Origin of the sequence: Flavobacterium limnophilum (assembly GCF_027111315.2) — a bacterium.
In the GTDB taxonomy this organism is placed as follows: domain Bacteria; phylum Bacteroidota; class Bacteroidia; order Flavobacteriales; family Flavobacteriaceae; genus Flavobacterium; species Flavobacterium limnophilum.
Window position 1 is genome coordinate 1,257,422 of the sequence record NZ_CP114289.2, and the last position, 15,219, is coordinate 1,272,640.

General features: G+C 40.1%; 5 protein-coding genes. 2 read left to right on the forward strand and 3 right to left on the reverse strand.

Features of this window, described 5'->3' with window-relative positions; all coding sequences use genetic code 11:
• Positions 1-363 precede the first annotated feature (363 nt).
• Genes OZP13_RS05095 through OZP13_RS05105 form a run of 3 tightly spaced genes read right to left on the reverse strand, consistent with a single transcriptional unit; the run spans position 364 to position 12,061 of the window.
• Complete coding sequence (locus OZP13_RS05095) at positions 364-2,304, reverse strand: OmpA family protein (RefSeq protein WP_281298882.1); 1,941 nt, start codon at positions 2,302-2,304, stop codon at positions 364-366.
• Between the two features lie 11 nt (positions 2,305-2,315).
• Entirely contained in the window at positions 2,316-3,224 is a 909-nt protein-coding gene (locus OZP13_RS05100; RefSeq protein ID WP_281298883.1) for a PorP/SprF family type IX secretion system membrane protein, read from the reverse strand.
• A gap of 59 nt (positions 3,225-3,283) precedes the next feature.
• Positions 3,284-12,061 (reverse strand): HYR-like domain-containing protein, encoded by an 8,778-nt coding sequence (locus OZP13_RS05105; RefSeq protein ID WP_281298884.1) that lies wholly within the window; start codon positions 12,059-12,061, stop codon positions 3,284-3,286.
• Positions 12,062-12,634: 573 nt separating this feature from the next.
• Between OZP13_RS05105 and OZP13_RS05110 the strand changes: the two genes are divergently transcribed.
• Both OZP13_RS05110 and ppk1 read left to right on the forward strand, forming a co-directional pair.
• Positions 12,635-13,120: a SixA phosphatase family protein gene (locus tag OZP13_RS05110; protein ID WP_269242759.1), complete on the forward strand. Its 486-nt coding sequence runs from the start codon at positions 12,635-12,637 to the stop codon at positions 13,118-13,120.
• 1 nt (position 13,121) lies between these two features.
• Positions 13,122-15,194 carry a polyphosphate kinase 1 gene (gene ppk1, locus OZP13_RS05115; RefSeq protein WP_281298885.1) on the forward strand — a complete coding sequence of 691 codons (2,073 nt, stop codon included), beginning with the start codon at positions 13,122-13,124 and terminating at the stop codon, positions 15,192-15,194.
• The last annotated feature ends 25 nt before the right edge of the window (positions 15,195-15,219 follow it).

A 15,219-nucleotide genomic window follows, 5' to 3' on the forward strand; every position in this document is an offset into this window, starting at 1 on the left:
AAATTTATAGATAATTACCGAGTTTTAATTTTTTTCTCTTTCAATTACCTAAATACTCGTTGAAATGTAGTTTTTGGTTGTTTTTTTTTAAAGGTTTTATTAAACTTTGAATATTTTTTTGTACTAATAATCTGGTTTTTAAATTACTGATTAATAGTGTTTTAAATTTAAAAGTGTTTTTAAGGTCAGGTTATTAAGTCTTATAAATGAGGATTATTTAAATAATATTTGAGTACTAAAAGTTGAATGTTTTATCTTATATGTATTAAATTCGATTTTAGACAAAAAACAAAAACCTCGAAAGTTGATGCTTTCGAGGTTTTAAAAAAGAGTTGTTTTAATTTAAGTAATCTATTTCAAAAATTACAGGGCAGAAATAATAAATTCGCTTCGTCTGTTGAGTTGGTGTTCCTCTTCGGAGCATTTCACGTCGTCAGCGCATTTGTTTACCAATTGAGTTTCGCCATATCCTTTTCCGGTCAACCTGCTTGGATCGACACCATTTTTGACCAACCAGCTGATGGTTGATTTGGCCCTGTTGTCGGACAAGGTTTCATTGTATTTATGCGATGCACGGCTGTCGGTATGAGAACGAATGTCGAGTTTCATGGTTGGATTTTGGTTCAAGACGTCCAATATTTTTTCCAAGTCCAGTGCGGCTTCTGGGCGAATGTTGTATTTGTCCAAATCAAAATAAATCATTTTGATTCCAAAACATTTTCCCAAGTCGTCGCCAATGGCCACCTGGCATTTTTCTTTTTCCAGGGCAATGTCCAATTTGGTTCTGCCATTGTTTTTCTTGGCAATGGTCACTTTGAGTTCCTTGGTGGTGTATTCGGGTTTGGTTGCCCTTACATTATAGGTTTTGCCACATTCTACGGCAAATACATAATTTCCTGCAGGATCGGTAACTGTGGTGTTAATCAAATTAAATCCACTGTCGAACAAGCTGATTTTGCTGTCGGGGAGTATTTTTCCAGTGGCCAAATCCGTCACGGTTCCGTACAATTCCTGTTCGCACTTGATTCTTCTGGTTTCCAGAAATTTATAAATATCGTCATAGCCTTCTCCGCCACCTCGATTGGAGGAAACAAATCCTCTTCTGGATTTGGTGTCAATCAAATAGGCAAAATCGTCTTTGGGAGAATTGGCTCCATCTCCCAGATTCTGGATTTCGCCGAAAGTTCCGTCAGGGTTCATTTTGGACACGAATACGTCCAAACCGCCCAATCCTGGATGTCCGTCCGAGGCAAAATAAAGTTCGTCTTCATCGGTCAAGAACGGGAAAGTTTCCTTTCCTTCGGTGTTGATTTCCTTTCCTAAATTCTCCGGGGTTCCAAAACTGCCGTCCTCGTTTAGTTGCACCTTGAAAATATCGGACTGGCCGATTGTTCCGGGCATATCGGAGACAAAATACAATGTTTTTTCGTCAGGACTAAGGGCAGGATGCGCCACGCTGTAGGAGTCGCTGTTGAAAGGCAACTCGGTTATTTTGTCCCAGTCCTCGTTTTCAAGAGAGGCTTTGTAAATTTTTATCAAGGTAATCTCCTTGCCGTCTTTTCCTTTTTTGCCGTCCAGAAAGTTGTTTCTGGTGAAATACATTGTTTTCCCGTCTTTGGAGAAAATGGCGCTGGATTCGTGGAATCTCGATTTCACTTTTTTGGAAAACTTGTCCACTTTTCCGGGATCCATTTCTTCGCCCAAATCCGAAACATAGAGATTGGTAAAATGTTGGTTGGTCCATTTGTGTTTTCTTTGCATCAGGCTTCCTGTATCCCTTGCCGAGGTGAAAACAAGTTTGTTCAAGAAGAAGGCACTTCCATAATCGGAATATTTGGAATTGATTCCGGCATTTTCAATGGTGTATCTTCCCGAATTGGTCTTGATGATGTCGAGATAGTTTTTGTTTTTTCCGTAAATACTGGCCCTGTTGTCGTTTCCTGCTTTCTGGTTGAATTGCTCCATCACCTGGTTGGCCTTGTCGGTTTGTCCCACGGCTTTGAGGGATTGAGCATATCGGTACAGGTATTCGGGTTGCTGGTCTGGAGCCATGGCAAACAATTCGTCATACCATTTGGCGGCCTTGTCCAATTCGCCGTTGAAGTAATAGGAATTGCCCAGTTTTTGGAACATGTCTTCGGACTTGTATCCTTTTTCGGCCACCCTTTCATAGGTTTTGATGGCATCGATGTAGGCAAATTTGTCATATTTCTTGTCTGCCGAGGCGACTTGCGATTTTTGGGCATAAGAGTTAAATGAAAAAACACTTATTATCGTTATGTAAAGGAGAATGAAATTTTTCATAATAATTGTTTTTAGAAGAATCTTGGAGTGGTAATTTTGCTGATGTTGTTGAATAATTCATAGCGCAGGTATATCTCGTGCGAACCGGAATTATAGTTGTCTAGATTGGTGGTTTCTTTGTCGTACCCATATCCAATATACAAGCCGTCGGTGATTTGAAATCCAGCCATTGCGCTAAGTGAAGCACTCCATCGGTATGAAACTCCAAGCATAAATTTGTCGTAGAACATAAAATTACCGGAAACATCCACTTGAAGAGGAGCTCCTTCGACCATTTTGGTAAGCATTGCCGGCTTGAATTTTACGGTATCACCAAGGTCAAACACGTATCCGGCAATAAGGTAGTAACTTATTTTTTCCTTGAATATGGCCACTTCATTGTCGTCATAGCGATTGGTTTCGATAAAATTGGGCACCGAAAAACCCACGTAGGCCTTGTCGGAATGCAGGTAGAGACCGGCACCAATGTTAGGAGAAAACTTGCTGTAATTCTGCAAACTCGGGTCGGAGGCATCCACGGCATTCAATTTGGAGGCATCCAAATCAAACAAATTGGCGGTAGCCTTGATTCCGAAGGATAGTTTCCAGGTTTCCGAAGTTTGTAGGGTATAGGATAAATCGGCCGAGATGGCATTCTCGGTAGTAGGCCCAATCTTGTCGTTAACAAGTGATATTCCCAAACCCAGATTACTTTCATTTATCGGCGTGTTCATCGACACGGTATTGGTAACGGGAGCACCGTCAAGTCCAACCCATTGGGTACGATGCAGGGCAAACATACTCAAAGTTCCTCTCGAACCTGCATAAGCAGGATTGATGTTGATTGTGTTGTACATGTATTGTGTGAATTGTGCATCTTGTTGCGCATAACTTAACACTCCAGTAAACATCAAAACGAATAATAGTATTCTTGTCTTCATTTAGTTTGTTGTTTATACCCAGGAAGTTTTAATTCCCGGGAGTTAGATTTGAGTTAGATTTATCTAGAAAGGTACAAAAACCCGTCTTTTTTAATAATTTCAATATTTCCACTTCCATCAAAGGATTCGTAATTCAAGATGTAAAAATAGGTTCCGGTAGGCAAACCATCCGATTGGCTTATGGTTGTTCTTCCTTTTGAAAATCCTTCGAAAGCATTGGTTTCGTTGTTGTATTTAGTAGTTTCAAAAACCAATACACCCCATCGGTTGTAGATTTCAATATTGACACCCGATGGATAACAAATGTTGTTATTTACACCATCAATGACAAGTTTTTCATTGGTACCATCTCCATTTGGAGTAAAGGCTTTATGGACAACAACAGTTTCACAACCCAATACTTTGCAATCAAAATTGACGTTTATGTTTATTTTGATACTTGTAGGACAATCTCCGCCAGAGATTCTATATTCGAAAACATAATCGCCTAAAGGAACATCTAAAGCATTGAATATGCTGCCTTGTAATATTCCAACATTGTCCGTGTTAATCCAATTACCGTTTGTAGGAGTGCCAGCAGGCAACAAATCGTTCAAGTTTATTGGAGAGGAGTCGGCATTACAGGCAGAACTTGTTATTGTTGTTCCAGCATTTGTTATGGTCACATTGACAGTTTGTACAAATTTGGAAGTATTTCCACAAGCATCGGCCACGCTCCATTCTCTGACAATGGAATAGGATGTCAGGGTTTGGTTGATGATTTTCTCGGTATAAACAGGCGTTGCAACAGCCGAACAATTATCCACAAACACCAAATCAGGTTTGGCAGGAATGGCATCACAGGTCACGTCGATGCTGGCTAGGAACAGGGTTGCTGTTGTTGGCCCAACAAGGTCTTGAACATTGATGGTTTGTGAAGCGGTAGATTTGTTTCCACAAGCATCGGTAGCCGTCCAGGTTCTTGTAATTGAATACGAACCGGCACAAACTCCATTAGTGGTCACGTCAGTCGAAGTCAAGGTGAAATCAGAACCACAACCATCGGTTGCGGTTGCCACTGCAAATACGGGAGTATTAGAACAACTGATGGTGGAAGGTGCAGGTAAAGCCGCAATAATCGGAGCAACAGTATCAGTCACGTTTATGGTTTGCGAAGCGGTGGAAGTATTTCCAGAAGCATCCTTGGCAGTCCAGGTTCTGGTAACAGAATAGGAACCGGCACAATTTCCGTTTGTGGTTGCATCAACAAAGGTCAATGTTACGGAGCTGCAACTATCGGAGGCCACGGCTTGTGCAAAATCAAGAGCTGTGCCACAAGATATTGTTTTGGTAGCCGGCAATGCAGCAATTACTGGAGCAGAAATATCCTGGACGGTGATGTTTACAAAACCAACGGCACAGTTGTCTGGGTTTAGTTTGTCGCATACCATATAGGCAAATTTATATTCACCCACAGGAATTCCGTTTTCGGCATTCAAAGAACCTAAATCGCCCAATGTTATTTTTGGATAACTTCCTGAAGTCAAGGAGAGATTCACCATGGTCAAGGTAACCGGGCTTTCGTTCATGGTCACTTTTTCCAAAAGAGTAATAACTAAATTGGTCGCATCGCAATTGATAGTCCTGTTTATAACAGGGGCCGAATTGGTCATTTTTCCTAAAGCTATGGTAATTATAGCCGTTGCAGAATCACAATTGGCAGGATTCAATTTTTCACAAATACTGTAAACAATAGCGTAAGTTCCGGCAGGAGTTCCAGCAGGCACACTCACTTGTCCAGTTGCTGTATTAATAGAAGGAACAGGCGCACCACCAATAGAAGACGCGGCAGTAACAATGATCAAGTTTACTTGAGCAATGGTCACAGGAGTTCCATTCAAGGTATCGGCATTTGTTGGATTGGCAGACAACACGTTTCCAGCATTGGCATTACCAATTGTTCCGTTTCCACCGGCTATGGTGTCGGCAACTGCATCAATAACTGGAGCATTTACGTTAACTGTAACCGTTGCAGAAGCACAATTGGCAGGATTCAGTTTTTCACAAATATGGTAAACTAACGAATATGAGCCAGCCGGTGTTCCAGAAGCTACTATAACATTTGTTCCAGAAAGAGAAACGTTTGAATTAGTTGAAGATACGAATGTTATATTTGCATTATCTGTGTTAACTGCTTTACAGTTTAAAAGGTCGTTTGACAATACATTGGTAAAAGAAACACCACCAGTATTACCATTTACTGTTGTTCCAGCATCATCATTGGCAACAATAAAGTTAGATACAATTAATTTTGATTCACAAGTCGATTCATTTCCACAAGCATCTTTCACTGATATTAGTATAGTTATTGTTCCAGATGAAACTAAAGTTCCAGCTGCAGGAGATTGTGTGATGATTAACGAATCAGATGAAGTGCACGCATCAGTTGCGGTTACATTTTTGGTAAAGTCAGGAACTATAGCTTGACAATTTAAATTTGAAGCGATAGTAAGATTTTGAGCACAAGCTGTAATCACAGGAGCAGTTGCATCTTTAACTCTTATGGTTTGATAAGCAGTAGATGTATTTCCACAAGCATCTTTGGCTGTCCAAGTTCTGGTAATAGAATAAGAACCCGCACAAGCACCTGGTGTTGTTACGTCAGATGAAGTTAATGAGGATTTACTACCACATTCATCCGTTGCTGTTGCTTCTCCAAAAACTGGAGTTTCAGGGCAATTAATTGAAAGTCGAGTAGGAGGTACGGCAATAACTGGAGCTGTAGTATCAATTACGTTTATGGTTTGCGAAGCAGTTGAAGTATTTCCACAAGCATCTTTGGCAGTCCAAGTTCTGGTCACTGAATAAGAACCAGCACAATCACCGTTTGTCGTCACGTCGGCAAAAGTTAGTGAAACATTTGAATCAATGTTGTCGGTTGCAACAGCTTGAACAAATACAGGTGTTGCGGGACAATTGATGGATGAGATACTTGGTAATTCACTAATTAAAGGAGCAGTACCATCGCCTTCTGTTATAGTTCCAGATACTGTTATTTGACAACCTTTGGCATCTGTTACATTGAAACTATATGGACCTGCGTAAACAGTGTGTTCACCGATATTAGAATAAGGAGGAATTCCACCAGTTGCAGAAATAGTTACGGTAGTAGTTCCACCTTTACAAGAGATTGTGCCAACTTCTTTAGAAGCAGTCAATTGATTTACTGTCAATACCAATTCTTGGTCGGCCGTACATCCGTCGTTGGTTTTGGTATACGTTCCACCCACAGTGTAAGCAGTTCCGTTTACCGGCCAAGTATAGCTTGCTCCGGAACAGATGGTTATTGGAGTGGAAATCTTGGTTGGTTTCGGAGTCACGGTCAACACCAATTCTTGGTCAGCCGTACATCCGTCGTTGGTCACCAAATAAGTTCCAGCAATTGAGTAAATAGTTCCGTTCACCGGCCAAGTATAGCTTGCTCCGGAACAGATGGTTATTGGAGTGGAAATTTTGGTTGGTTTCGGAGTCACGGTCAACACCAATTCTTGGTTGGCGGTACATCCGTCATTAGTCACCAAATAAGTTCCGGCAGTCGTGTATTCGATTCCGTTCACCGGCCAAGTATAGCTTGCCCCAGAACATATTGTTATTGGAGTGGAAATTTTGGTTGGTTTTGGAGTCACGGTCAACACCAATTCTTGGTCAGCGGTACAACCGTCATTAGTCACCAAATAAGTTCCAGCAGTTGTGTAAACAGTTCCGTTTATCGGCCAAGTATAGCTTGCCCCAGAACATATTGTTATTGGAGTGGAAATTTTGGTTGGTTTTGGAGTCACGGTCAACACCAATTCTTGGTCAGCCGTACATCCGTCATTATTTACCAAATAAGTTCCGGCAGTCGTGTATTCTGTTCCGTTCACCGGCCAAGTATAGCTTGCTCCGGAACAGATGGTTATTGGAGTGGAAATTTTGGTTGGTTTCGGAGTCACGGTCAAGACCAATTCTTGGTTGGCGGTACATCCGTCGTTGGTCACCAAATAAGTTCCGGCAGTCGTGTATTCTGTTCCGTTCACCGGCCAAGTGTAGCTTGCACCCGAACAGATTGTTATTGGAGTGGAAATTTTGGTTGGTTTCGGAGTCACGGTCAACACCAATTCTTGGTTGGCGGTACATCCGTCGTTAGTCACCAAATAAGTTCCAGCAGTTGTGTATTCCGTTCCGTTTACCGGCCAAGTATAGCTTGCTCCAGAACAGATTGTTATTGGAGTGGAAATTTTGGTTGGTTTCGGAGTCACGGTCAACACCAATTCTTGGTTGGCAGTACATCCGTCGTTGGTCACCAAATAAGTTCCAGCAGTCGTATAAGCAGTTCCGTTTACCGGCCAAGTGTAGCTTGCTCCCGAACAGATTGTTATTGGAGTGGAAATTTTGGTTGGTTTCGGAGTCACGGTCAAGACCAATTCTTGGTTGGCGGTACATCCGTCGTTGGTCACCAAATAAGTTCCGGCAGTCGTGTATTCCGTTCCGTTTACCGGCCAAGTGTAGCTTGCTCCGGAACATATTGTTATTGGAGTGGAAATTTTTGCAGGTTTCGGAGTCACATTCAACACCAATTCTTGGTTGGCGGTACATCCGTCATTGGTTACCAAATAAGTTCCGGCAGTCGTGTATTCTGTTCCGTTCACCGGCCAAGTATAGCTTGCTCCAGAACAGATTGTTATTGGAGTGGAAATTTTGGTTGGTTTTGGTGTTACTGTCAATACCAATTCTTGGTCGGCCGTACATCCGTCGTTGGTCACCAAATAAGTTCCAGCAATTGAGTAAATAGTTCCGTTTACCGGCCAAGTATAGCTTGCTCCGGAACAGATGGTTATTGGAGTGGAAATTTTTGCAGGTTTCGGAGTCACGTTCAACACCAATTCTTGGTTGGCGGTACATCCGTCGTTGGTTACCAAATAAGTTCCGGCAGTCGTGTATTCGATTCCGTTCACCGGCCAAGTATAGCTTGCTCCAGAACAGATTGTTATTGGAGTGGAAATTTTGGTTGGTTTTGGAGTCACGGTCAACACCAATTCTTGGTTGGCGGTACATCCATCATTGGTTACCAAATAAGCTCCGCCAATTGTGTATTCAGTTCCGTTCACCGGCCAAGTATAGCTTGCTCCGGAACAGATGGTTATTGGAGTGGAAATTTTTGCAGGTTTCGGAGTCACGTTCAACACCAATTCTTGGTTGGCGGTACATCCATCATTGGTTACCAAATAAGCTCCGCCAATTGTGTATTCAGTTCCGTTCACCGGCCAAGTATAGCTTGCTCCGGAACAGATGGTTATTGGAGTGGAAATTTTTGCAGGTTTCGGAGTCACGTTCAACACCAATTCTTGGTTGGCGGTACATCCGTCGTTGGTTACCAAATAAGTTCCGGCAGTCGTGTATTCGATTCCGTTCACCGGCCAAGTATAGCTTGCTCCAGAACAGATTGTTATTGGAGTGGAAATTTTGGTTGGTTTTGGAGTCACGGTCAACACCAATTCTTGGTTGGCGGTACATCCATCATTGGTTACCAAATAAGCTCCGCCAATTGTGTATTCAGTTCCGTTCACCGGCCAAGTATAGCTTGCTCCGGAACAGATTGTTATTGGAGTGGAAATTTTGGTTGGTTTTGGAGTCACGGTCAACACCAATTCTTGGTTGGCGGTGCATCCGTCATTGGTTACCAAATAAGTTCCGGCAGTCGTGTATTCTGTTCCGTTCGCCGGCCAAGTATAGCTTGCTCCGGAACATATTGTTATTGGGGTGGAAATTTTGGTTGGTTTTGGAGTCACGGTCAATACCAATTCTTGGTTGGCAGTACATCCGTCGTTGGTTACCAAATAAGTTCCGGCAGTCGTGTATTCTGTTCCGTTCACCGGCCAAGTATAGCTTGCTCCGGAACAGATTGTTATTGGAGTGGAAATTTTGGTTGGTTTCGGAGTCACGGTCAACACCAATTCTTGGTTGGCGGTACATCCATCATTGGTTACCAAATAAGCTCCGCCAATTGTGTATTCAGTTCCGTTCACCGGCCAAGTATAGCTTGCTCCGGAACAGATGGTTATTGGAGTGGAAATTTTTGCAGGTTTCGGAGTCACGTTCAACACCAATTCTTGGTTGGCGGTACATCCGTCGTTGGTTACCAAATAAGTTCCGGCAGTCGTGTATTCCGTTCCGTTTACCGGCCAAGTATAGCTTGCTCCAGAACATATTGTTATTGGAGTGGAAATTTTTGCAGGTTTCGGAGTCACGTTCAACACCAATTCTTGGTTGGCGGTACATCCGTCGTTGGTTACCAAATAAGTTCCACCAATTGAGTAAACAGTTCCGTTTACCGGCCAAGTGTAGCTTGCTCCAGAACAGATTGTTATTGGAGTGGAAACTTTGTTCGGTTTTGGAGTCACGGTCAACACCAATTCTAGGTCAGCCGTACATCCGTCATTATTTACCAAATAAGTTCCAGCAGTTGTGTATTCGATTCCGTTCACCGGCCAAGTATAGCTTGCTCCCGAACAGATTGTTATTGGAGTGGAAATTTTGGTTGGTTTTGGAGTCACGGTCAACACCAATTCTTGGTTGGCGGTACATCCATCATTGGTTACCAAATAAGCTCCGCCAATTGTGTATTCAGTTCCGTTCACCGGCCAAGTATAGCTTGCTCCGGAACAGATGGTTATTGGAGTGGAAATTTTGGTTGGTTTTGGAGTCACGGTCAATACCAATTCTTGGTTGGCAGTACATCCGTCGTTGGTTACCAAATAAGTTCCGGCAGTCGTGTATTCGATTCCGTTCACCGGCCAAGTATAGCTTGCTCCAGAACAGATTGTTATTGGAGTGGAAATTTTGGTTGGTTTTGGAGTCACGGTCAACACCAATTCTTGGTTGGCGGTACATCCATCATTGGTTACCAAATAAGCTCCGCCAATTGTGTATTCAGTTCCGTTCACCGGCCAAGTATAGCTTGCTCCGGAACAGATGGTTATTGGAGTGGAAATTTTGGTTGGTTTTGGAGTCACGGTCAATACCAATTCTTGGTTGGCAGTACATCCGTCGTTGGTTACCAAATAAGTTCCGGCAGTCGTGTATTCTGTTCCGTTCACCGGCCAAGTATAGCTTGCTCCGGAACAGATTGTTATTGGAGTGGAAATTTTTGCAGGTTTCGGAGTCACGTTCAACACCAATTCTTGGTTGGCGGTACATCCGTCGTTGGTTACCAAATAAGTTCCGGCAGTCGTGTATTCGATTCCGTTCACCGGCCAAGTGTAGCTTGCTCCGGAACAGATTGTTATTGGAGTGGAAATTTTGGTTGGTTTCGGAGTCACGGTCAACACCAATTCTTGGTCAGCCGTACATCCGTCATTATTTACCAAATAAGTTCCAGCAGTCGTATATTCCGTTCCGTTTACCGGCCAAGTATAGCTTGCTCCGGAACAGATGGTTATTGGAGTGGAAATTTTGGTTGGTTTATTAGGGGTCACGGTCACGGTTTGGTTGCAGCTCAAAGAAATATTGTCTGCGGCATCTTTTGCCGTCCAGGTAATGGTCGTAATTCCGATAGGATAGTTTGCCGACAAGGCAAGTGCGTCAGAACGAACTCCGGTGAATGTAAACGAAGTGGAACAATTGTCGGTGGCCGTAGGGTTCACGATGGCAACTGCGGCGCCACAGATTCCCGCATCGGCATTTGTGGTGATATTGGCAGGACAAGTGATAACTGGAGGCGTTAAATCTGCAGCAGTAATGTTTTTTTTAACGGTATATACATTACAAGGGACAAGACCAGCCGGGTCAGTAACAGTCAAAGATACCTCGTAAGTACCATTTGATGTATAGGCATGAGTTGGGTTCTGAAGAGTGCTAGTAGCACTACCATCACCAAAATTCCATAAATAGGTAACATTGCTACCTCCATATGTGATATTTCCTTTAAAATCAACAATTTTATTACAAGATTCTCCTGTTCCAGGAATAATGGTACCTATATTTGCAACTATCCCTTCTCTAAATACTATTGCGACATCCCTATTAACAGTAACAAACGTGGTTGTACAAGCATCACTTAAAGGAACTGTTACAGCTATGTTAAATACATACGAACCCGCTGTGCTGACAGTTACAATAGTTTTGGCTGTATTATTAGGATTGAATGTTGCTGTTCCCGGACCACTTTTCTTTGTCCACAAATAGGATGCAGAACCACCTACATACCCATTTAGTGCAACTTCAATATTTGTTGGCCCTATACATACTTCATTTGCTGAACCAGCAATAACTGCAAAGTCAGGATCAATTTGTATAGTACCCCCATTTTGAACTAATTGGCTAAATAAAATACAAACATTTCCACCCCCTGTACAGGCTGCATATTCTACTGTACCGATTACTAATCTTCTGGTATTGTTGCAAGTTCCGCTAGATCCAATAGCGTCTGACGAACTACCAGACCAAGTTGTATTTTCAACTACTATTGCCGTATTATTGGCTAAGGTCAATACAACAGAATTACTACTCCATAATATATGACCGCCATTTTTAACAATAATTCTATTAATTGTGGATGGAATTGTTATGCTATTATCCATAGTAATGGTATATCCAGCATTAATCGTGACAGTACCGGTACAATTTGAAACATAAGTTAAAAACTGGGTCGCATTCATATTTGATGATACAACACAATCTGCTTTTGCATCAGACATCCCTGCAAACAAAAAGAAAGCCAATAATAGGAAAACTCTTTTTATGGTAAAAGAGAGTGGTTTTAGATTTGAAATAAAATTGTTTTGTAGGTTAACAATTAGAATTGTGGTATTTTTTTTCATAATCACATTATTTTTTTTAATTAGCCTTCTTTATTTTACATAAATTGTTCGAAATAAGAATGTTGTTTTTCTCGATTGCGAAACTAACGACTATTAATGATGTAGAAATTTTTTCTCTGTCAATAACCTAAAAACTCGTTAAAAGGATAATATTATCTTTTTGTAACTTGATTTGATACTATTCAATTTAACTTTTTTAAAACATAGATAAGTTGTTGATTTTATGATTAATTTTAATTTTATTTCAAAAAAACATTTTTTTAAACACCAAAATTTAACAATAAATTTATTAAATAAAAACCTATTAAATGCATAAATAACACATAAAGTGCAATATTTGTATTTTTTACAAGTAAATTTCCATATAAAAAACACATCAATTAAAGACGTGGTTAAAATGTTAAAATTATGTGTATTCAATATTGGGCTTGCCTTTTCATCTAAATTGTATTACTTTAATAATTATTTGATTTTTATTTTGAATAAATACACTAATCAAAATTTATTTTGTAATTTGTTATTAGTTTATATGAGTTACATAATTACAATAGAAAAAGACAACGGTAAAAAAAAATGAAAAATCTAATCCTGATTCGCCACGCAAAATCTAGTTGGGAAGCGCCATTAAGAGACATCGATAGACCTTTGGAGCAAAGAGGGATAATGGATGCCCATCTAGTGGCCACAAATTGTGTAAAATATATCCCGTCAACTTTTGTAGTATGGAGTAGCATGGCCAAAAGAGCTTCAGAAACAGCACTTATTTTTGCCCAAAATTTTTTATATCCCATAGAAAGCATCGTTTTTAAAGAAGAACTTTATACTTTTGATGAAAATCAACTGGAAAAGGTTATTAAATCGTGTAATAATATTTTTGAAAATGTTATTCTTTTCGGGCATAATGCTGCAATTACAGATTTTGTTAATAAATTTGGAGATATTTATATTGAAAATGTTCCCACATCAGGTTTTGTATCGCTTGAATTCAACACAGATGATTGGGGAAAAATTAAAAAAGGCAAAACCAAAAAACTAATATTTCCTAAAAAATTAAAATAAAGTGCATAATTACAAGTATATAGATAGAGAAAAAAGTTGGTTAACCTTTAATGCGAGAGTACTTCAAGAAGCAGCAGACGATACCGTTCCATTATTAGACAGATTACGTTTTTTGGGGATTTTCTCGAATAATTTAGACGAATTTTTTAGGGTGCGATTCGCTGCCATCCGAAGATTGAGTTTGTCCGGAATATCGGGAGAAAAATTTCTTGGAGGAATTTCGGCCCAACAATCGGTCAAAGACATCACGGATATTGTTATTCAACAGCAATCCGAAAGTTTAAGAATATTAAATAGTATCGAAACCAAAATGGGAACCGAAAACATTTTCATGGTAAATGAAAATGGCATCTCGAAAGAACAAGAAGTGTTTTTGAAAGACTTTTTTATCCAAAAACTAAGTCCTGAATTGATTACCATTATACTAAATGATTTAGCCGAATTTCCGGTATTGAAAGATACCGTGGGCTACTTGGCCATTAAATTGGTAATGAAAAAAAAGTCGGAAATTCGATATGCAATGATCGAAATTCCCAATACAATAAACCGATTTGTCGTTTTGCCTTCAACAGATAAAAAGCAATACGTCATTCTACTCGATGATGTGATTAGACACAATTTGGGAAGTATTTTTAACATTTTTGATTATGAAAGTGTTTCGGCCCACATGATAAAAATTACAAGAGACGCCCAGTTGGATATCGACAGTGATTTGAGCAAAAGTATTCTGGAGAAAATAGCGACCAGTGTAAAAGACCGTAGAATAGGAGAACCGGTTCGGTTCATATACGACCAGTTGATTGACCAAGATACCCTTCAATTTTTTCTTGATAAAATGAAAATCGTTTCTACCGACAGTATCATTCCAGGTGGAAGATATCACAATAGACGTGATTACATGAGTTTTCCTAATCTAGGAAGATACGATTTATTATACAAAACCAATGTGCCATTACCCATTCCAGGATTGAATCTTGAAGGAAGCCTGTTGGAAAAAATCAGCAAAAAAGATTATTTGTTGAATGCGCCTTACCAATCGTTTTCGTACCTCACCAAGTTTTTGCGTGAAGCGGCATTAGATCCAAAAGTTACTACCATAAAGATAACTTTATATCGATTGGCCAAAAATTCGCAAATCATAAGTTCGCTTATAAATGCAGCCAAAAACGGCAAAAAAGTTACCGTTCAAATTGAATTGCAAGCCCGTTTCGATGAAGCTTCCAATATTTCTTATGCCGAGCAAATGAAAACAGAAGGAATTAATCTTATTTTTGGTATAAAAGGACTTAAAGTACATTGTAAAGTATGCGTTATCGAAAGAATTGAAGAAGAAAAAATTCGACGTTACGGTTTTATTTCCACAGGAAACTTTAATGAACAAACGGCAAAAATTTATACAGACGTAACGCTTTTTACAAGCCACCAGCAAATATTGAAGGATATTACCAAGATTTTTGATTTTTTTGACATTAATTACAGATTGTACCGATACAAACATCTAATTGTTTCGCCACATTACACCCGATCCAGATTCAACAAGCTGATTGACCGGGAAATTACAAATGCCTTTGAAGGTAAAGAAGCATTCATAAAGCTAAAAATGAACAGCTTGTCTGATTTTGAAATGATTGATAAATTATATGTGGCAAGCAATGCTGGTGTAAAAATACAACTTGAAGTTAGAGGAATATGTTCTTTGATTCCCGGTATTCCCGGAATGAGCGAAAACATCGAAGCCATAAGTATTGTCGACAATTATTTGGAACACTCCAGATTGTACATATTTGGCAATGACGGCGACCCTGAAGTTTATATTTCATCGGCTGATTTTATGACCAGAAACCTTGATGCAAGAGTAGAAGTGACTTGTCCAATTTATGATCCTGAAATCAAGCAAGAATTGATAGGCAATTTTGATTTGGGATGGAAGGGCAATGTAAAAGCTAGGTATCATTCTGAAAAATTGGATAATAAATACCGCGTTCGAAAAGAGAACGAACCCGTTTTCAGGGCACAATTGGAAACCTATAAATATTACCAAAACAAAGTAGAGGTATTTATGGATACTTTATAGTCATTCGTATTTTTCTTATTTAAAC